This is a genomic window from Microbacterium paludicola (genome assembly GCF_039529675.1).
Classification (GTDB): domain Bacteria; phylum Actinomycetota; class Actinomycetes; order Actinomycetales; family Microbacteriaceae; genus Microbacterium; species Microbacterium paludicola.
This window is the reverse complement of record NZ_BAAANG010000035.1, coordinates 160,051-179,565: the sequence shown is the minus strand read 5'-3', so window position 1 is coordinate 179,565 and position 19,515 is coordinate 160,051. Positions and strand designations below refer to the sequence as shown.

Sequence of the window (19,515 nt, the reverse complement as noted above, 5' to 3'; positions counted from 1 at the left end):
GCGCTGTTGCGGTCTGCTCGCTCACTTGCTCTCCTCCTTGCCGAGCTCGGCGGACGCCTCGGCCTCGATGACCGCGAGATCGACGGCGGCCGAGGCCGCGGCGTCGGTGGTGGGATCGGCATCGACGACCGCGATACGACCCGTCACGACGCCGAGGTCGAGCTCCTGGTGAGCGCCCAGGTAGGCGTCGATCACCGCGGGGTTCTTCATGACCTCGTCAGGCGCGCCCTCGGCGACGACCTTGCCCTCCGCCATCACCACGACCCAGTCGGCGATGTGGCGCACCATGTGCATATCGTGCTCGACGAAGAGCACGGTCATGCCCTCTTCCTTGAGATCCAGGATGTGATCGAGCAGCGACTGCGTGAGGGCCGGGTTGACGCCGGCCATCGGCTCGTCGAGCATGACGAGCGTCGGGTTCGACATCAGGGCCCGCGCCATCTCGAGCAGCTTCTTCTGGCCGCCCGACAGTCCTGCTGCGAGGTCCTCGCGCTTCGCATCGAGCTTGAACTTCGCGAGCAGCTCGTCGGCCTGCGCCTCGATCTCCTGATCCTGCTTCCGCCACAGGGCGGGGATCAGGCCCTGCCAGAAGCGCTCGCCGACCTGGCCGGGGCGGCCGAGCTTCATGTTGTCCATGACGCTGAGGCGGCCGAGGGCCTTGGTGAGCTGGAACGTGCGGACGAGGCCCAGGCGGGCGACCTTGTGCGCGGGGACGTGGGCGAGGTCCTTGCCGTCGTAGGACCACGTGCCGGTGTTGGGCTTGTCGAAGCCCGTCAGCAGGTTGAACAGAGTGGTCTTGCCCGCGCCGTTCGGGCCGATGAGGGCCGTGATGGCGTTGCGGGGGATCTCGAGGTGCTCGACGTCCACGGCCGTGAGGCCGCCGAACGTGCGGGTGACGTTGTCGGCCACGATGATCGGGTCGACCTTCTTCACGCCCGGATTGGCCTCGCCCACGTGCAGGCCGGTCGTCTTCGGCCGCTGCACGGGCGCTGTCATGGGGTTGCGGTCATCGGACAAAGGTCAGCTCCTTCTTGTCGCCGAGGATGCCCTGCGGCATGAAGACGACGAGCAGCATGAGCGCGACGCCGACCAGGATGTAGTGCAGTGTTCCTGCCTGGCTGTCGGTCATAAAGGGGAGGATGCCGGCCTTGGCGAGCGCCGGCAGGAGGTTGGTGAGGAAGGTCTGCACGAGCCAGAAGATCAGCGAGCCGAGCAGCGGGCCGAAGACCGTCGCGGCGCCGCCGAGCAGCAGAGCCGTCCAGACGAAGAACGTCAGCGACGTGACGTAGACGCCGGGGTTCACGGCGGACGGCAGCGCGTAGACGATGCCGCCGGCGGCCATGATCACGCCGCCCAGCACGAGCGACTGCATCTTGTAGGAGAAGACGTTCTTGCCCAGTGAGCGGATCGCGTCCTCGTCCTCACGGATGCCCTTCATCACGCGGCCCCAGGGGCTGCGCGTGAGCATCCAGACGACGAGGGCGGCGAACGCGAGCGTCAGCAGGCCCATGATGCGCACCCACCACTGCGTCTCGTTGTAGGTCCACGGGCCGAAGCCGTAGGTGCCCTCCGGGATGGGGTTCATCTCGCGGAAGCTGGCGTGGTAGCCGGCCAGGCCGTCGGCCGATCCGGTCACCGAATCGAACGCGGTCGTGAGGAAGAACAGCCGCAGCACCTCGGCGGCCGCGATGGTCGCGATGGCGAGGTAGTCGCCGCGCAGCCGCAGCGTCGGGATGCCGAGGATCAGCGCGAAGATCGCCGCGGCGACGAGGCCGACGAGCGCGGCGAGCCACCACGGGAAGCCGAACGTCAGAATCGAGATCGCGTAGCCATAGGCGCCCAGGGCCATGAATCCCGCCACGCCCATGTTCAGCAGGCCGCCGAAGCCGAAGTGCACCGCCAGGCCGAGTGCGGCGAGGGCGTAGGCCATCGTCGCGGGGCTGAGGATCGAGGACAGTGTGTTGTCGAAGATCTGAGACCAGTTCATGAGCGGCCCTTATCCGATTCGCTCGCGGCGGCCGAGGATGCCCTGCGGCCGGACCAGAAGGATGATGATCAGGACCACGAGCGCGCCTGCGTATCGCAGGTCGGCGGGGATCCAGAGGCTCGACACCTCGACGAGGAGGCCGATGACGATCGCGCCGACGAGAGCGCCGAAGGCGGTGCCGAGACCGCCGAGCGTCACCGCCGCGAAGACGAGCAGCAGCACCTGCGCGCCCATGTCCCACCGGATGCCCGGGCGGTAGTAGGCGTACAGGATGCCCGCGAGGCCGGCGAGCGCGCCGGAGATGATCCAGACGACGCGCACGACATGGTCGACGTCGATACCGCTCGCCGCGGCAAGCGACGGGTTGTCGGAGATCGCGCGGGTCGCCTTGCCGAGGCGGCTCTTCGTCAGCCAGATCGCGAAGCCGATGATGACGACGAGCGAGATGCCCATCGAGACGAGGTCGTTGAGCGTGGTCGACACCGCGCCGAACAGCGGGATCGACACGGTCGGCACCATGGGCGGCAGCTGCTGCGTGCCGCCGCCGATGGAGTACTGGAAGACGTACCGCAGCGCGAGCGAGAGGCCGATCGAGAGGATCATCAGCTGCACCGCGCCGACGCCCTTGCGCCGCAGTGGTCGCCAGATCGCCGCATCCAGGGCGAGGCCGAGCAGGGCGCTCAGGATGATCGCCGCCGGGATCCCGACCCAGACGGGCAGGGCGAGGCTCGCCGGGCCGACCAGGAACAGGGCGGCGATGGCCCCGAAGGTCACCATCTCGGCGTGTGCGAAGTTCGAGATGCCGGTCGTGCCGAACACGAGCGACAGGCCCACGGCCGCGAGGCCGAGCATCAGTCCGAAGTTCAGGCCGATGAAGAGCCGCTGCAGGAACTGGTCGAAGAAGCTCGTGACGTTGCGCTCGCCCTCGCCGATGAAGAAGTTGACCGCCAGGCGACCGCCCGCGCCCATCTCCGCCGTGGTGACGTTGGCCGCACCGTCCTCGTCCGCGTCCTCGATGACGGCGATGCCCTCGGGAAGGGTGTCCTCGTGGAGCGTGACCGTGTACTCGACGCCCTTCTCGGGCACCTTCACGGACCAGCGTCCCTCCTCGTTCGTCTCGACCTCCTGCGCGCCGCCGGGACCGTCGATCGTCAGGGAGACGCCCTCGAGCGGATCCCCGTCGAGCTGCACGTTGCCGCTCACGGTGAAGGGGTCGCCCTCGGCCGCGTGCGCCGCCGTGGGCAGCAGCAGCGAGGCGAAGAGCGCGGCGAGGAAGGTCGCAAGAGCGACGATCACGCCGGCTCGGATACGCCTCGGGTAGGCGATTCTGGGGTTCATTGATCCTCCGGTCCGCGGGCGGCGGGTGGGGTTGCGCCGCACCGAGGTGCATGAACGGGTCGTTCAAAGGTAAGACCCTAATGTGTCGGGTTCGTTTCCGGCGCGTCCCGGAGCGTTGACGTGAGCATTCTGCCTATCGCAGTCCGCTCCTCCTCGAGCGATCTGCACCCGGAATATCTCCAGGCCCCGAAGCCTTAGAATCCGTATACGGGGGAGGATGGCATACCCTGCCCCTCCCGCGAAACGAGCTCACAAAGATCGCTGCGATCCCAAATCGCTCCAAGCGGGAGAACGCCATGACTGACTACGATCCGTTCGGCTTCGTCGGACTCACCTACGACGACGTGCTGCTTCTGCCCGGTCATACGGACGTGATCCCGAGCGAGGCGGATACGTCCTCGCGGCTGACGCGCAACATCCGCGTCGCCGCTCCGCTGCTCTCGAGCGCGATGGACACCGTCACCGAGGCCCGCCTCGCGATCGCGATGGCCCGCCAGGGCGGCATCGGCATCCTGCATCGCAATCTGTCGATCCAGGATCAGGCGAGCGCAGTCGACCGCGTCAAGCGCAGCGAGTCGGGGATGATCACCGACCCGATCACGACGCACCCCGACGCGACGATCGAAGAGGTCGACGCGCTGTGCCGCAAATACCGGATCTCGGGTCTGCCGGTCGTCGACGAGGAGAACCACCTCGTCGGCATCGTCACCAACCGCGACATGCGGTTCGTCTCCGACTTCGAGCGCACCACAACGCTCGCCAAGGACGTCATGACCGCCGAGGGCCTGGTCACGGGCCATGTGGGCATCTCGTCCGAGGAGGTCGTCGCCCTCTTCGCGAAGCACCGCGTCGAGAAGCTGCCGCTCATCGACGACGAGGGCAAGCTCGCGGGCCTCATCACCATCAAGGACTTCGACAAGAGCGAGAAGTACCCCAACGCGACGAAGGACTCGCAGGGCCGCCTGCGCGTCGGTGCCGCGATCGGCTTCTTCGGCGACGCGTGGGAGCGCGCCGCGGCGCTGCGTGACAAGGGTGTCGACGTCATCGTCGTCGACACCGCCAACGGCCAGTCGCAGGGCGTGATCGACATCGTCAAGCGCCTCAAGGCAGACCCGACCTTCGCGCACATCGACGTCATCGGCGGCAACGTCGCGACCCGCGAGGGCGCGCAGGCGCTGATCGACGCGGGCGTGGACGCCGTCAAGGTGGGCGTCGGCCCGGGCTCGATCTGCACCACCCGCGTCGTCGCCGGCGTCGGTGTCCCCCAGGTCACCGCGATCTACGAGGCCTCGCTCGCCGCCCGTCCGGCCGGTGTGCCGGTCATCGCCGACGGAGGCCTGCAGTACTCCGGCGACATCGCCAAGGCCCTCGTCGCGGGCGCCGACACCGTCATGCTCGGATCGCTGCTCGCCGGCACCGAGGAATCGCCCGGCGACGTCGTGTTCCAGGGCGGCAAGCAGTTCAAGCTGTACCGCGGCATGGGTTCGCTCGGTGCGATGCAGACCCGCGGCAAGCAGACCTCGTACTCGAAGGACCGCTACTTCCAGGCGGATGTGCCGAGCGACGACAAGCTGATCCCCGAGGGCATCGAGGGCCAGGTTCCCTACCGCGGCCCGCTGTCGGCCGTCGTTCACCAGCTCGTCGGAGGCCTGCGCCAGTCGATGTTCTACGTCGGCGCGCGCTCGATCGAGGAGCTGAAGGCCCGCGGCAAGTTCGTGCGCATCACCTCGGCGGGCCTCAAGGAATCGCACCCGCACGACGTGCAGATCGTGGTCGAGGCGCCGAACTATCGTCGCTGACGCTCCGTTAGTTCGGGTTTCTTTTCTCTCACGCCTCCCGCATCCGCTCGGGCACCCGCTTCGCGTTCCTTTTTGCTCACGCCGGCCGCATCCGCTCGGGCACCGCTTCGCGGCGCCGCTCGCGTCTGCGGGCGCTGTCGCTTCGCTCCATCGAGGGCGTGAGGGCAGCGCTTCGCGCTGCGGGCGGCATCCGCCGCACGCTCGCGCGCGGGGCGCGCTCGCACGTGGGTGGCACATGCCGGGTGGCGTCGCGGCATGCGTCGGGGCCAGGAGATTCGGGGTGGGGAGGATGGATTCTGTTGATTCCTCCTCTGGCGGGCGGATCCCCTCTGGAGGCGGCGGGCGGGGCGGACTAGCGTGACCGGCATGTGCCGGAACATCCACACCCTCCACAACTTCGAGCCCGCGGCGACCTCCGACGAAGTGCACGCCGCCGCCCTGCAGTACGTGCGCAAGATCGCGGGGACGACAAAGCCGTCCAAGGCGAACCAAGCCGCGTTCGACGAGGCCGTCCACGAGGTCGCGCACATCACGCAGCACCTGCTCGACGCGCTCGTGACCGCCGCGCCGCCGAAGAACCGCGAGGTCGAGGCCGAGAAGGCCAAGGCCCGCGCCGCCGGTCGCTACGCTGCTTAGTTTTCTCACGCCTCCCGCATCCGCTCGGGCACCCGCTTCGCGGATGCCTTTGATCGCTCACGCCTCCCGCATCCGCTCGGGCACCCGCTTCGCGGATGCCGCTCGCGTCTGCGGACGCTGTCGCTGACGCTCCATCGGAGGGCGTGAGGTGGCGGGCGCATGAGCGCCCGCACGCTCGCTTCGCTCGCACCTGGTGGGTGCAGCCAGGTCGGTTATCGAGCGACACTTCGACTCGCTACGCTCGCTCAGTGCGGGTCTCCGCGAGTCGAGATGACGGGCCCGCAGACTCGCTCAGCAGCCGGCGGGGGGGCGGGCGGGTGCCCGAGCGGTTGCGGGGGCGTGAGCAAAGATAGGCTAGAGCGGTGACGACCGAGATCGAGCTGGGCCGCGGCAAACGCGGACGACGGGCATACGCGTTCGACGACATCGCGGTGGTGCCCTCGCGACGCACCCGCAACCCGGAGGACGTCACGACCGACTGGTCGATCGACGCCTTCCACTTCGACATCCCGGTCATCGGCGCGCCGATGGACTCGGTCGTCAGCCCCCGCACCGCGATCATGCTCGGGCAGCTCGGTGGGCTCGGCGTGCTCGACCTCGAGGGCCTCTGGACGCGATACGAGGATCCCGAGCCACTCCTCGCCGAGATCGCCTCGCTTCCCGACGAGGTCGCGACCAGCCGGATGCAGCAGCTCTACTCCGAGCCGATCAAGCCCGAGCTCGTCACCGAGCGCATCAACGAGATCCGTGCGGCGGGCGTCACGGTCGCCGGTTCGCTCACGCCGCAGCGCACCCAGGAGCTCTACCAGACCGTCGTCGCTGCCGGCGTCGACCTCTTCGTGATCCGCGGCACCACGGTCTCGGCCGAGCACGTCTCGAGCGTCGCGGAGCCGCTGAACCTCAAGAAGTTCATCTACGACCTGGATGTGCCGGTCATCGTCGGCGGCGCGTCGACGTACACCGCGGCGCTCCACCTGATGCGCACGGGCGCCGCGGGAGTGCTCGTCGGCTTCGGCGGGGGCGCCGCATCCACGACGCGCGCGACGCTCGGCATCCACGCTCCGATGGCGAGCGCGGTGGCGGATGTCGCCGGCGCGCGCCGCGACTACCTCGACGAGTCGGGCGGGCGCTACGTCCACGTGATCGCGGACGGCGGCGTCGGCACCTCGGGCGACCTGGTCAAGGCGCTCGCGATGGGCGCCGACGCGGTGATGCTCGGCGTCGCCCTCGCGCGTGCGACGGATGCCCCCGGCAACGGCTTCCACTGGGGCCCCGAGGCGCATCACGCCAAGCTGCCGCGCGGCCGCCGGGTGCGCGTGCCGCAGGTCGGCACGCTCGAGGAGATCCTGTACGGTCCCGCCGCGCAGGCGGACGGCACCGCGAACCTGATCGGCGCGCTGCGCAAGTCGATGGCCACAACCGGGTACTCCGACCTCAAGGAGTTCCAGCGGGTCGAGGTCGTCGTCGCTCCGTATGACCACCGCTGACCCCGACGGGCGGGTCACCCCGCCGACGCTGCGGAGGCGAATGACGTGAGCGATCCGGCACAGTCCCCGGAACCCGGCGACGAGCTGGTCTTCCCGCCGACGCTGCGGGAGGTCCTGCTGCGGCCGCGGTGGCTGATGCTGCTTCTGTTCGCGCTGGTCGTCGCGGGTGTGTTCGCGTGGCTCGGCCAGTGGCAGCTCGCCAGCGCGATCGACACGGATCCGGTTCCCGAGGGCGCCACCGAGGAGGTCCGGCCGCTCGAGGATGTCGTCGAGCCGGGGGAGTACCTCGAGGAGCCGCTCGTCGGCCAGCGCGTCGACGTCGCCGGCACCTGGGTGCCGGGTGACTTCATCGTGGTCTCGTCGCGGTTCAACGACGATGTCGAGGGCTACTGGGTCACGGGCCAGTTCCGCGTCGAGGCTGAAAGCCCCACGGCGATCGCGGTGGCGGTGGGCTGGGCGCGGGAACGCGACGACGCCGACGCCGCGGTCGCCATCCTGAACGAGTCCGCGGCGGACGCGGATCCGGTCGCGCTTATGGGGCGTGTCATCTCGGACGAGGGTCCCGCCATGCCGCCCCCGGGCGCGGATCCTCTCGAGCAGACCCGGATGTCGCCGGCCGCGCTGCTGAGCCGCTGGCACGAGCCGGATGGATCACCGCTCGCCGAGATCGACGTGTACCGCCCGTATCTGACCTCGACGGATCCGACCGGCGCGCTCGCGGACGCGGGCCTGGATCCGATCTCGTCGCCGGCCCCGCAGCTGGCGAGCCCCATCAACTGGCTCAACATCTTCTACGCGGTCGAGTGGGCGGTGTTCGCCGGCTTCGCCTTCTACCTCTGGTACCGGCTCGCGAAGGACGCCTGGGTGCGCGAGGTCGAGGAGATCGAGGGCGTCGACCCCGACGACGAGTGAGACCGGGCGGTCAGGCCACGGCCGAGCCGGTAGGAACCGGCTCCAGCACGACCACCGGCGTCTCGCGCGAGCGCAGGGCCGCGAGGTCGTCAAGATCCTGGTCGCCCTCGACGAGACCGCGCAGCACCTCCCACAGCCGGGCGCGCTCGGCGCCCACCGCGCGGCGCGCGACGACGCGGCGCCGCTCGGATCCCGGCAGGTCGACGGTCGCATCCGGATGCGCCTGCAGGTTCAGCCACCACGCCGGCGCGGGCTCGCCCCAGCCATTCATCGCCATCGTGACGAGGTTCGGCCCGTCCTCGAAGTACGCGACGATCGCGACGCGCTCGCGGCCCGATCGACGCCCGAGCGTGTGCAGCCGCATCATCCCGTAGACCCGCGAGGGGCGCCGCAACCCGAACCGGCCACCGGTCACGCGGTACAGCGCGCGATGCACACGCCAGGCGGTCGTGATGAACCACCGCGGCGGCACGCGGGCAGCACGAGCCGCGTCCCCTGTTCGTTCGACGTCCGGATCCACGTTCCGTCCTCACACTCGGCTCCCGGTCGCATGGTAGCGCCCGCCGCCAGCGGCGCAAGGGGCGCGGATCGGACGCCCAGTCGCCGCCGATAGACTTGACCTCATGCCGCAGCCGAAGCTCGCCACGTTCCCGCAGATCCGGGGCGCGCTGCGGTTCTACCAGATCTGCTCCGTGATCACCGGCGTCGGCCTCCTGCTGCTGTGCGCCGAGATGGTCCTGAAGTACACGCCCCTGGCGGTCGAGCTGTTCTTCCTCGACTCGCACGGCCTGTTCGCGTTCCGCGAGGTTGTGCCGCAGGGCGACGAGCTCGTCTCGACCGGCGACGGCGTCAACCTGTCGCTCGGCATTCTGATCGTCCACGGCTGGTTCTACGTCGTGTACCTGTTCGCGTGCTTCCGCGTGTGGAGCCTGATGCGCTGGCCGTTCTGGCGGTTCATCCTGCTCGCCGGAGGTGGCGTCGTCCCGTTCCTCTCCTTCTTCATGGAGTTCTACGTCGCACGCGACGTGAAGCGCTATCTGGCCGAGCGCGAGGTCGCGGCCGCCGAGAAGAGGGCCGCCAAGGCCCAGGAGGTCGCTTCGTGACCGAAGCTGCAGATGTCTCTCAGGACACCGTCCAGCGGCCGGTGCTTGTCGTCGACTTCGGCGCCCAGTACGCGCAGCTCATCGCGCGCCGCGTGCGTGAGGCCGGGGTCTTCAGCGAGCTGATCCCGCACACCGCCACCGCCGAGGAGATCGCCGCGCACGACCCGGTGGCGATCATCCTGTCGGGCGGCCCGTCGTCGGTGTACGAGCCGGGCGCGCCCTCGCTCGACCCGAAGGTGTTCGAGCTCGGGGTCCCGACCCTCGGCATCTGCTACGGCTTCCAGGTGATGGCGCAGGCACTCGGCGGCGAGGTCGCCAACACCGGCCTGCGCGAGTACGGCGCGACCGATGCGGCGCTCGTCGGCGACGGCGGCGTGCTGCTGGGCGGCCAGCCGGCCGACCAGAACGTGTGGATGAGCCACGGCGACCAGGTCGCGAAGGCCCCCGAGGGCTTCCAGGTGCTCGCGTCGACCGCGGCGACCCCGGTCGCGGCGTTCGGCAACGCCGAGAAGTGCTTCTACGGCGTGCAGTGGCACCCCGAGGTCAAGCACAGCGACTACGGCCAGAAGGTCATCGAGAACTTCCTGCACAAGGCCGTGGGTCTTCCCGCCGACTGGAACGCGGGCAACGTCATCGCCGAGCAGGTCGAGCGCATCCGTCAGCAGATCGGATCCGCCCGCGTCATCTCGGCGCTGTCGGGCGGCGTCGACTCCGCCGTGTCGACCGCGCTCGTGCACAAGGCCGTCGGCGACCAGCTCACCGCCGTGTTCGTCGACCACGGGCTCCTCCGCAAGGGTGAGCGCGAGCAGGTCGAGAAGGACTACGTCGAGTCCACGGGCGTGCGCCTGATCACGGTCGAGGCCGAGGACGTGTTCCTCGGCCACCTCGCGGGCGTCACCGACCCCGAGGAGAAGCGCAAGATCATCGGCCGCGAGTTCATCCGCGCCTTCGAGAAGGTGCAGAAGGACCTGATCGCCGAGGCGAAGGCCGAGGGCGAGCCGATCAGGTTCCTCGTGCAGGGAACGCTCTACCCCGACGTCGTCGAGTCAGGTGGCGGCGCCGGCACCGCGAACATCAAGAGCCACCACAACGTCGGCGGCCTTCCGGAGGACCTCGACTTCGAGCTCGTCGAGCCCCTGCGCACGCTGTTCAAGGACGAGGTCCGCGCGATCGGCCGCGAGCTCGGCATCCCCGAGGCGATCGTCGGACGCCAGCCGTTCCCCGGCCCGGGACTCGGCATCCGGATCATCGGCGAGGTCACCCGCGAGCGCCTCGACATCCTGCGCGAGGCGGATGCGATCGCGCGCGAGGAGCTGACCAAGGCGGGCCTCGACGGCGAGATCTGGCAGTGCCCGGTCGTGCTGCTTGCCGACGTGCGCTCGGTCGGGGTGCAGGGCGACGGCCGCACCTACGGCCACCCCGTCGTGCTGCGTCCGGTCTCGAGCGAGGACGCCATGACCGCCGACTGGACGCGTCTTCCCTACGACGTGCTGTCGAAGATCTCGAACCGGATCACCAACGAGGTCCGCGAGATCAACCGCGTTGTGCTGGACGTCACGTCCAAGCCGCCGGGGACGATCGAGTGGGAGTGATCCCCCGCTCGACTCGCACGGCGAGGATATCGAGTGGGAGTGATCCCCCGCTCGACTCGCACGGCGAGGATATCGAGTGGGAGTGATCCCCCGCTGAAAGGCCGCCCTTCGGGGCGGCCTTTCGCGTTGTGGGGGCTCTCTCGGCGGCCGGCGGGAGGAGATCCTGCCGGCAGAGGATGATCCGGATCCGATCCTCCTCGTTTCGCCGGATCTCCTCGCGCGGGCTCCAGCCCGCCGGTGGCCCGGGGCGTTTCGGCTCGTCGCTCCGCTCCTCGCTCAACGACCGAGGGGGCTGCGCTCCTCGCTCAACGACCGGGGGAGGATGCGCTCCTCGCTCAACGACCGAGGGGGATGCGCTCCTCGCTCAACGACCGAGGGGGTGATCAGCCGCGGTCGGCGACCACCCGGTCCGCCAGCCCGTACTCCACGGCGGCCTGGGCGGTGAAGACCCGGTCGCGGTCGGTGTCGTGGCGCAGCTGCTCGCGGGAACGGCCGGTGTGGGTCGCGAGGATCCCCTCGAGGTCGCCCCGCACGCGCACAAGCTCGTCGGCGTGAAGGATCAGATCGGGGATCGCGCCCCGGCTCTGCGCGCCCGGCTGATGCAGCACGACCCGCGCGTGCGGCAGGATGGCGCGCCGCCCTGCAGCGCCCGCCGCGAGCAGCACCGCGCTCGCCCCGACCGCCTGGCCGATGCAGGTCGTCGCGACGGCGGGGCGGATGAAGCGCATCGTGTCGTGGATCGCGAGCGCCGCCTGCGGGTCGCCGCCCTCCGAGTTGATGTAGAGCTGGATCTCCCGGTCGGGCGCATCCGCTTCGAGGTGGAGCAGCTGCGCGATCAGCGCGTTCGCGACGCCCGCATCGATGCCCGTGCCGAGGTAGACGACGCGTTCGGTCAGCAGCTGCGAGTAGACGTCCATGATCCGCTCGCCGCGCGCATCCCGCTTGATGACGTTGGGGATCGTGTAGCTGGATTTCGACTCGGTCACTTCGTTCCCTCGCTCAATCTGGTCGCTTCGCGACACATCATGCCGCCACCTCCGCGCCGAGGCCGATCCTGCTGCGCTGACGCGGCATCAGCTCGTCGAAGCCCTGCACGATGCCGTCGATGAAGCCGTACTCGAGCGCCTCCCGCGCGGTGTACCAGTGGTCGTGAAGCGAGTCCTCGAACACGCGCTCGATCGGCTGCCCCGTGTCCTCGGCGATGAGCCCCAGCACGGTGTCGCGCATGTGCCGAAGGTCATCCGCCTGCAGCTCGACATCGGCCGCGGTGCCGCCGATGCCGGCCGAGCCCTGGTGGAGCAGGATGCGCGCGTGCGGCAGCGCGCGCCGCTTGCCGGGGGTGCCGGCCGACAGCAGGAACTGCCCGGCGCTCGCCGCCATCCCGATCGCGAGCGTCGACACGTCGCACGGCACCAGCCGCATGATGTCGCGGATCGCGAGCATGGACGGGACGGATCCGCCGGGAGAGTGGATCCACAGCGCGATGTCCGTCGCGGGGTCCTCGGCGGCGAGGGCGAGCAGCTGGGTCGCCAGCAGCGTGCCGTTGTCGTCGTCGAGCGGGCCGTCGAGCATCAGCACGCGGCGGTGATACAGCTCGCGTCTCGCCTCGGCGGTGAACTGGGGGATCTTCGCTTCGTCTGCCATGCTCCCAGCGTGCGACGGCCGGGCATCCGGCGGGCGGGAATCGGCCCAGGGTGGATCAGCCCTCGGCAGAGCGCCGCGTCAGGCCGCGAGAGCCAGGGCCTGCGCGCCGCCCGACAGCGACGGCGCGGAGGCGGGCGCCGACCGGCGCAGGTCGTCGGCGACGCCGGCGGTCAGGTCGAGCAGGCTCTCGCCCAGGGCCCCGAGCACCGCCGCGATCATCTCGCTGGAGGCCTCCTTGCGCCCGCGCTCCATCTCGGAGAGGTACTGCACCGAGATGCCGGCGCGGCGCGCGACCTCGGCGAGCGTCTCGCCGCGCTCGCGGCGCGCTCGCCGCAGCCGCTCGCCGACGAGGTGACGCCACAGCGGATCGGGCTCGGCGAAGGACGGACGCTCGGGTGGCAGGGGAAGCAGCTCGGCCATGCCCTCACGCTAGGCATCCGCCCGGCGGGGCGCATCCCGTTCCGCCCAGAGCAGAACGGGCGGCGGCGCACTGACCGCGCCGCCGGGGGACATATGCTTAGGGTCGCCTGACTCCCGACCCGACAGGAGCAGACGTGGCCTTCAGCGACGCCCGGAAGACCCGTGGCCTCTACCGCGCCGAGGTGCTGCGCCGCGAGAGCGTGACGCCGCACATGACGCGCGTGACGTTCCGCGGCGACGAGCTTCGCGCGCTGCCCCAGCACGGGTTCGACCAGTGGTTCCGCCTGTTCCTTCCGCGCGAGGACGGCACGACCGACTTCGACGCCGTGCCCGAGGGCTTCGGGATGGCGGGCTACCTGAAGTACATGATGGCGAACGCGCACACGCGTCCCCTGTTCCGCAATTACACCGTCCGGACGCATCGTCCCGACGTGGGCGAGCTCGACGTCGACTTCGTCGCGCACGGCGATGGCGGCATCGCAGGGCCCTGGGCGCAGCGCGCCGAGCCGGGGGAGCGGGTCGTGCTGCTCGACCAGGGCCGGGGCTTCGAGGTGCAGCCGGATGCCGCCTCCCACCTGCTCGTCGGCGACGAGTCGGCGCTGCCGGCCGTGCTCGGCATCCTGCGCGACCTGCCGCGCGACGCGACCGGCGTCGCGCTGATCGAGATCCCGGATGCCGCCGACGCCCAGCACGTCGAGGCCCCGGCCGGCTTCGAGGTGCGCTGGCTGCCGCGCCCCGACCCGCACTCCCAGCCGGGAGTGCTCGCGTTGCGTGAGCTGGAGGCCTTCGCGCCCCTCGACCCCGCCTCCCTGTCGGCGTACCTCGCGGGAGAGCAGAGCCTCGTGGCGGCCGGGCGGCGCCACCTCGTCGGCATCGGCGTGCCCAAGCAGCGCATCGTCTTCACGGGCTACTGGCGCGTGGGCCGGGCCGGCTGACCTCACTGCGCGCGCCGGGGCGCCGTGAGGGACGCGTCACCCGCTGTAACGAGATCGGTGCGGTGCACGAAACGCCCGTGGGGGAGCCTGGGAGCACCCGTCCCCGAGGAGTCGCCATGTCGTATGTGAAGCCCGCCGAACTGATCACCGCGATGATCGATGCCGGCGAGTCGAAGATCCTGATGTCGACGCGCGACACGCTCATCCGCGCGTTCATGGGCGGCGCGACCCTCACGATCGCCGCCGCCTTCGCCGTGACGGTGTCGACGAACACGGGCCAGCCGCTGATCGGCGCGCTGCTGTTCCCGGTCGGCTTCGTTCTGCTCTACCTGCTCGGATACGACCTGCTCACCGGTGTGTTCACCCTCGCGCCGCTCGCCCTGTTCGACCGCCGCCCCGGCGTCACCCTGGGCGGCATCGGCCGCAACTGGGGGCTCGTGTTCCTCGGCAACTTCGGCGGCGCCTTCACGGTCGCCGTGCTCATGGCGATCTACTTCACCTACGGCTTCACCACCGAGCCGAGCGCCGTCGGGCAGGCGATCAGCGAGATCGGCCACGGCCGCACCGTCGGCTATGCCGAGCACGGCTTCGGCGGGATGCTGACGCTGTTCATCCGGGCGATGCTCTGCAACTGGATGGTGTCGATGGGCGTCGTCGCCGCGATGATCTCGACCTCGGTCACGGGCAAGATCATCGCGATGTGGCTGCCGATCATGCTCTTCTTCTACATGGGCTTCGAGCACTCGATCGTGAACATGTTCCTGTTCCCGGCCGGCCTGCTGCTCGGCGCCGACTTCACGCTGATGGACTACCTGATCTGGAACGAGATCCCCACGGTGCTCGGCAACCTCGTCGGCGGTCTGACCTTCGTCGGCCTGATGATCTACGCCACCCACGGGCGCACCGCCCCGAAGCGGGTCGTGCTGACGCGCCCCAACGGCAAGAGCTTCGCCGCCTCGCCCACTCGCGTCCCCGAGTCTCTCGCCGCTTCGCGGGGCGAGCGCCACGACTGATCCGTCGCGAGGCTTTACGGAAAACCCGAAAGGGGATGTCCGGATCCCTCGGTGGGGCCGGTGGCACGCGAGTCCTAGCTTTGACTCATGACCACTCCGGCCCCCTCCTCTGAGGCCTCTCCCGCCCCGGGCGCTCCGTCGCCGGGCCCCGCCGCCCGCCGGCGCCTGCCCGACCACTCCTCGCCCGCCCGCCTCGCCGGCGCCATCGCGCAGCTCGCGGCCCTCGGCATCATCGGCCCCGTCGTCGCGACCATCGCCGGCATCCTGCTGAGCGTCGGGATCGGCCTGCTGCCGGTGTTCGGCATCGGCCTCGTGTTCCTGCTCGGCTTCGTCTACCTGCTGTTCGCGGTCGGATGGACCGAAACGGCCCGCATCGACGGTCTCTACGACGTCGGGCTGCCGCCGCTGCGCGCCCGCCGCGCGCCGCACCCGGGCTTCGGCGGCTTCCTGCGCATGGTGTGGCAGCAGCTGATCGACGCCCCGATGTGGCGCGCGATCGCCAACGCCGCGATCGCGGTCATCCTGGGCATGATCACGCTCGGCCTGTTCCACGCGCTGATCTCGTCGATCGCCCTCGCCTTCGCGCCGCTGTACGCCCGCGACGGCGTGACGAGCTTCTACGACATCGACGTGATCGCCGCGTGGGCTCCCGTGGTGGGGATCCTCCTCGCCCTCCTCTCGGCCGCCGCCCTGATCGGCATCGCGCTGCTCCACGGGGTCCTCGCCCGGGCGATCGTCGTGCCGACCCGCGAGGCGCAGCTCGCCGAGCAGGCCCGCGTCTCCGACGTGCAGCGGGTCGGCGCGCTGCGCGCCTCCGAGGTGGAGCGCACCCGCATCGAGCGCGACCTCCACGACGGGGTCCAGCCGCGGCTCGTGTCCGTCGGGATGACGCTGGGCCTCGCCCAGCAGAAGCTCGAGGACGACCCGGTCGCCGCGCGTGCCCTGATCGAGGAGGCGCACACCTCCACGAAGGCGGCCATCACCGAGCTGCGTCAGCTCGCCCGCGGCATCCACGCCTCCGTGCTGGATGACCGAGGTCTGGACGCGGCGCTGTCGGCGCTCGCCGGGCGATCCCACATCCCCGTGCGGCTGGATGTCCGCATCGATGGCCGGTGCAGCCGCGACGCGGAGGCCGCCGTGTACTTCTCCATCGCCGAGTCGCTGACGAACGCCGCCAAGCACTCCCGGGCAAGCGAGTGCCGGGTGACGGTGCGACGCCGTGACGACGGCACGCTCTGGGCCCGCGTCGAGGACAACGGCCTCGGCGGCGCCAGGGTGCTGCCGGGCGGCGGACTCGACGGCATCTCGAACCGCGTGCTCGCCGCGGGCGGCACCATCCGCCTCGACAGCCCCCAGGGCGGCCCCACCGCGCTGGAGGTGAGCGTCCCGTGCGCATCCTGATCTGCGAGGACTCGGTCCTCCTGCGCGAAGGCCTCGTGCGCCTGCTCGAGGACGGCGGTCACACCGTCGTCGCCGCCCTCCCCGACGCCACCGGCCTGCCGGAGGCGGTGGACGAGACGGATCCCGAGCTCTGCATCGTGGACGTCCGGCTCCCGCCCACGTTCACCGACGAGGGGATCCGGGCCGCCGTGCAGCTGCGCAGCCGCCGCCCCGAGCTTCCGGTGCTGGTGCTCTCGCAGTACGTCGAGGAGCGCTACGCGAGCGAGCTGATCGCCAGCCAGGCGGCGCCGCAGGCCGGCGCCTCCCGCGGCCAGGGCGGCGCGCTCGGCTACCTCCTGAAGGATCGCGTCGCCGACGTCCGGGAGTTCCTCGACTCGATCGAGCGGATCGGGCAGGGCGCCACCGTGCTCGACCCCGAGGTGGTCGCGCAGCTGCTCACCCGCCGTCACGAGGACGACCGGATGTCCCGCCTCACCGAGCGCGAGCGCACCGTCCTCGCGCTGATCGCCGAGGGGAAGTCGAACCAGGCGATCGCCGGGATGCTCTTCCTCTCGGAGGGAAGCGTCGAGAAGAACATCACCGCCATCTTCCAGAAGCTGGGCCTCGAGCCCGACGAATCCGGCAACCGCCGCGTGCTCGCGGCCCTTGCGCACATCGAGAGCAGCGGCGGATCGCCGCAGACAGGAACGGCACGATGAACACCACGGTCACCCCGCCGCCCCCGGCGCAGGCCCCCGCGCCGCAGAACCCGCCCGCCCCGGCCCCGCGCAGCGGCGGCCCGGGCAAGCCGGTCGCGATCATCCTGATCGTCATCGGTGGGCTGCTCCTCGTCGCCACGGTGCTGGGCGTCATCCGCTCGGTCGTCGCCGACGCGTCCCGCATCGACGACACGCTGACGGTCGACGCCGCCGGCATCACGTCGCTCGACGTCGACGCCGCCGCGTCGTCGTTCCGCCTCGAGTTCGGCGACGTCGACGAGGCGACGCTGGAGATCACCGACGCCCGCAGCGAATGGACCCTCACCCGCGAGGGCGACGAGCTGCAGGTCGGCACCCCGGACCACCTGTTCGGCGACTGGGGACCGCGCTTCGGTCGGAACGAGGAGCAGGTCGTCCTGACGCTTCCCGAGTCCCTTCGCGACGCCGAGATCGACGCCGACCTGTCCCTCGCCGCGGGCGAGCTGCGGGCCGAGGGAGCGTTCGGCGAGCTCGACCTCGAGCTCGGCGCGGGCGGCATGAACGTCTCGGGATCGGCGCGCACGCTCACGGCCGACATCAGCGCCGGCGACGCCCGCGTCGAGCTCGCCGATGTGAGCGAGGCCGAGATCACCGTCTCGGCGGGACGCCTGGTGGGCGAGCTCACCGGGTCCGCCCCCGACCTGGTCACGGCCGGCGTGAGCGCGGGCTCGCTCGACCTCACCCTGCCCGCCGGGTCGTACGACGTGAACTCGGACGCCTCGGCCGGGCGGGTGGACAACCGCCTCGACACGGACGACTCGTCGGCCCACCGCGTGACTGTCGACCTCTCCGCCGGGCACGCGACGCTCCGCAGCGACGACTGATCCGGTCGATCCGGATCCGGTTGATCCGGCTGATCCGGCCGGGCGATCCGGCTGGCGAAACGAGGAGATCCGGCCTCCCGAGGATGAATCCCTGTGGATTCTCCTCGCGGGGCCGGATCTCCTCGTCTGCGCGGGTGCCGCGGGCGACGGAGCGCACCCGAAGGGATCGGCGAGGATGGATCCATGACCTCCTCCTCGTATCGGATGCGCGACCGGATCATCCGGGACCACACCGTCACCGTGCCGCTCGACTGGACCGCCCCGGATGACGGGCAGACGATCGAGGTGTTCGCGCGCGAGGTCGCGCACGTGGAGCGGCAGGATGCGCCCATCCTGGTCTTCCTCCAGGGCGGGCCCGGCGGCAAGGGCCCGCGGCCGATGCCCGGCGCCGACTGGATCGACGAGGCCCTGAAGACGCACCGCCTGCTGCTTCTCGACCAGCGCGGCACCGGCCGATCCTCGCGCGTGGAGGCGGCGTCGATCGCCGGCCTGTCCGCGGCGGACGCGGCCGAGTACATCCGCAAGTTCCGGGCCGAGCAGATCATCGCCGACCTCGAGCACCTGCGCCGCGAGGTGTTCGGCGGCGTGCGCTGGCAGACCCTCGGCCAGAGCTACGGCGGATTCCTGACGCTGACGTACCTGTCGTTCCGCCCCGAGGCGGTGGCGGCCGCGTACGTCACGGGCGGGCTGACCTCGTTCGCCCCGGACGCGACCGACGTCTACCGCCGCACCCTGCCGCGCGTCGCCGACAAGACCGCGGAGTTCTACCGCCGGTACCCGCAGGATGCCGACGTCATCGCGCGCGTCGTCGACGTGATCGAGAACTCGGACGTGCGCCTGCCGAGCGGCGACCGCCTGAGCGCCCGGCGCCTGCAGACCCTCGGCATCGACTTCGGCATGAAGCCCGGCTTCGAGCGGATGCACTGGCTGTTCGACGAGGCGTTCTCGTCATCCGACCGCCTCAGCGACCACTTCCTCGCCGAGGTGGACGCGCACACGCAGTACTGGGGCGGTCCGCTGTACGCGCTGCTGCAGGAGGAGATCTACGCCGACGGGCACGGCGCGACCGCCTGGGCGGCCGAGCGCGTGCGCGCCGAGCTCGGCGGGTTCGAGCCGAGCGCGTCGCCGATGCCGTTCACGGGCGAGATGTTCTTCCCCTGGATGTACGACGAGATCGCCTCGCTGCGGCCGTTCCGCGACGCGGCGCACGCCCTCGCCGAGCGGGAGGACCATCCGGCCCTCTACGCCGCTGACCAGCTGCGCCGCAACGAGGTGCCGATCGCCGCCGCGATGTACTTCGACGACATGTACGTCGACTTCGGCTACGCCCAGCAGACCGCCCGCGAGGTGCCGAACACGCACCTGTGGGTCACGAACGAGTACGAGCACGACGGCCTGCGGCAGGACACCCGCGTCGTCCGCACCCTCATCGACCGCGTGATCGCCGAGGGCGGGCCGCTGGCGTAGGGCTGCGGCGCCGACGTGTCCCCGAGTTGCCGGTTCGTTCCGGCACTTCGGGGACAGGGCGGGCGGTGTGTCCCCGAGTTGCCGGTTGGTTCCGGCACTTTGGGGACAGGGCCGCTGGTGTGTCCCCGAGTTGCCGGTTGGTTCCGGCACTTTGGGGACAGGGCCGCTGGTGTGTCCCCGAGTTGTCGGTTCGTTCCGGCACGTCAGGGACAGGGCGGGC

Annotated in this window: 19 protein-coding genes; 12 read left to right on the top strand and 7 right to left on the bottom strand. The window is 70.5% G+C overall.

The features are described 5' to 3' along the window. Window positions 1-21 precede the first annotated feature (21 nt). From ABD161_RS14215 to ABD161_RS14205, 3 genes are read right to left on the bottom strand one after another with little or no spacing between them, the layout of a single operon-like run. Window positions 22-996 (bottom strand): ABC transporter ATP-binding protein, encoded by a 975-nt coding sequence (locus ABD161_RS14215; RefSeq protein WP_344004514.1) that lies wholly within the window; start codon window positions 994-996, stop codon window positions 22-24. Window positions 997-1,006: 10 nt separating this feature from the next. Continuing rightward, window positions 1,007-1,987 carry a branched-chain amino acid ABC transporter permease gene (locus ABD161_RS14210; protein WP_135115198.1) on the bottom strand — a complete coding sequence of 327 codons (981 nt, stop codon included), beginning with the start codon at window positions 1,985-1,987 and terminating at the stop codon, window positions 1,007-1,009. A gap of 9 nt (window positions 1,988-1,996) precedes the next feature. After that, entirely contained in the window at window positions 1,997-3,283 is a 1,287-nt protein-coding gene (locus ABD161_RS14205) for a branched-chain amino acid ABC transporter permease (RefSeq protein WP_135115205.1), read from the bottom strand. A 338-nt stretch (window positions 3,284-3,621) separates the two neighbouring features. Here ABD161_RS14205 and guaB point away from each other — a divergent pair, with 338 nt between their 5' ends. The 4 genes from guaB (at window position 3,622) to ABD161_RS14185 (ending at window position 8,159) form a co-directional block, all read left to right on the top strand. Beyond that, window positions 3,622-5,124 (top strand): IMP dehydrogenase, encoded by a 1,503-nt coding sequence (guaB, locus tag ABD161_RS14200; RefSeq protein ID WP_344004327.1) that lies wholly within the window; start codon window positions 3,622-3,624, stop codon window positions 5,122-5,124. A gap of 366 nt (window positions 5,125-5,490) precedes the next feature. Continuing rightward, window positions 5,491-5,760: a DUF2277 domain-containing protein gene (locus ABD161_RS14195; protein ID WP_344004324.1), complete on the top strand. Its 270-nt coding sequence runs from the start codon at window positions 5,491-5,493 to the stop codon at window positions 5,758-5,760. Between the two features lie 362 nt (window positions 5,761-6,122). Beyond that, on the top strand, window positions 6,123-7,247 hold the full coding sequence (locus ABD161_RS14190) for a GuaB3 family IMP dehydrogenase-related protein (protein ID WP_344004321.1): 1,125 nt from the start codon (window positions 6,123-6,125) through the stop codon (window positions 7,245-7,247). 135 nt (window positions 7,248-7,382) lie between these two features. Next, complete coding sequence (locus tag ABD161_RS14185) at window positions 7,383-8,159, top strand: SURF1 family cytochrome oxidase biogenesis protein (protein ID WP_344004511.1); 777 nt, start codon at window positions 7,383-7,385, stop codon at window positions 8,157-8,159. Between the two features lie 10 nt (window positions 8,160-8,169). Here ABD161_RS14185 and ABD161_RS14180 read toward each other — a convergent pair whose 3' ends face one another. Next, complete coding sequence (locus ABD161_RS14180) at window positions 8,170-8,679, bottom strand: nitroreductase/quinone reductase family protein (RefSeq protein ID WP_344004319.1); 510 nt, start codon at window positions 8,677-8,679, stop codon at window positions 8,170-8,172. A 103-nt stretch (window positions 8,680-8,782) separates the two neighbouring features. Between ABD161_RS14180 and ABD161_RS14175 the strand changes: the two genes are divergently transcribed. Beyond that, entirely contained in the window at window positions 8,783-9,262 is a 480-nt protein-coding gene (locus tag ABD161_RS14175) for a DUF3817 domain-containing protein (protein ID WP_344004316.1), read from the top strand. After that, window positions 9,259-10,854 carry a glutamine-hydrolyzing GMP synthase gene (guaA, locus tag ABD161_RS14170; protein ID WP_344004313.1) on the top strand — a complete coding sequence of 532 codons (1,596 nt, stop codon included), beginning with the start codon at window positions 9,259-9,261 and terminating at the stop codon, window positions 10,852-10,854. The genes ABD161_RS14175 and guaA overlap by 4 nt, the downstream gene beginning before the upstream one ends. 383 nt (window positions 10,855-11,237) lie before the next feature. On the opposite strand, the gene ABD161_RS14165 is transcribed toward guaA, so the two are convergent. From ABD161_RS14165 to ABD161_RS14155, 3 genes are all read right to left on the bottom strand, one after another. After that, window positions 11,238-11,840 (bottom strand): ClpP family protease, encoded by a 603-nt coding sequence (locus ABD161_RS14165; RefSeq protein WP_344004310.1) that lies wholly within the window; start codon window positions 11,838-11,840, stop codon window positions 11,238-11,240. 37 nt (window positions 11,841-11,877) lie between these two features. After that, window positions 11,878-12,498 carry a ClpP family protease gene (locus tag ABD161_RS14160; RefSeq protein WP_344004307.1) on the bottom strand — a complete coding sequence of 207 codons (621 nt, stop codon included), beginning with the start codon at window positions 12,496-12,498 and terminating at the stop codon, window positions 11,878-11,880. Window positions 12,499-12,576: 78 nt separating this feature from the next. Beyond that, window positions 12,577-12,918, bottom strand: coding sequence for a helix-turn-helix domain-containing protein (locus ABD161_RS14155; protein ID WP_344004304.1), 342 nt, complete (start codon window positions 12,916-12,918; stop codon window positions 12,577-12,579). Between the two features lie 134 nt (window positions 12,919-13,052). Between ABD161_RS14155 and ABD161_RS14150 the strand changes: the two genes are divergently transcribed. The 6 genes from ABD161_RS14150 to ABD161_RS14125 all read left to right on the top strand — a co-directional run bounded on the left by ABD161_RS14150 (window position 13,053) and on the right by ABD161_RS14125 (window position 19,295). Continuing rightward, entirely contained in the window at window positions 13,053-13,853 is an 801-nt protein-coding gene (locus ABD161_RS14150) for a siderophore-interacting protein (protein ID WP_135115189.1), read from the top strand. Window positions 13,854-13,969: 116 nt separating this feature from the next. Further along, window positions 13,970-14,866, top strand: a complete 897-nt coding sequence (locus tag ABD161_RS14145; RefSeq protein ID WP_344004300.1) for a formate/nitrite transporter family protein — start codon at window positions 13,970-13,972, stop codon at window positions 14,864-14,866. An 87-nt stretch (window positions 14,867-14,953) separates the two neighbouring features. Next, window positions 14,954-16,267, top strand: a complete 1,314-nt coding sequence (locus tag ABD161_RS14140) for a sensor histidine kinase (RefSeq protein WP_344004298.1) — start codon at window positions 14,954-14,956, stop codon at window positions 16,265-16,267. Continuing rightward, window positions 16,255-16,965, top strand: coding sequence for a response regulator (locus tag ABD161_RS14135; RefSeq protein WP_344004295.1), 711 nt, complete (start codon window positions 16,255-16,257; stop codon window positions 16,963-16,965). Before ABD161_RS14140 ends, ABD161_RS14135 begins: the two co-directional genes overlap by 13 nt. Next, window positions 16,962-17,828: a DUF4097 family beta strand repeat-containing protein gene (locus ABD161_RS14130; protein WP_344004287.1), complete on the top strand. Its 867-nt coding sequence runs from the start codon at window positions 16,962-16,964 to the stop codon at window positions 17,826-17,828. The genes ABD161_RS14135 and ABD161_RS14130 overlap by 4 nt, the downstream gene beginning before the upstream one ends. Window positions 17,829-18,011: 183 nt before the next feature. Beyond that, window positions 18,012-19,295 carry an alpha/beta fold hydrolase gene (locus tag ABD161_RS14125; protein WP_344004284.1) on the top strand — a complete coding sequence of 428 codons (1,284 nt, stop codon included), beginning with the start codon at window positions 18,012-18,014 and terminating at the stop codon, window positions 19,293-19,295. Window positions 19,296-19,515 lie beyond the last annotated feature (220 nt).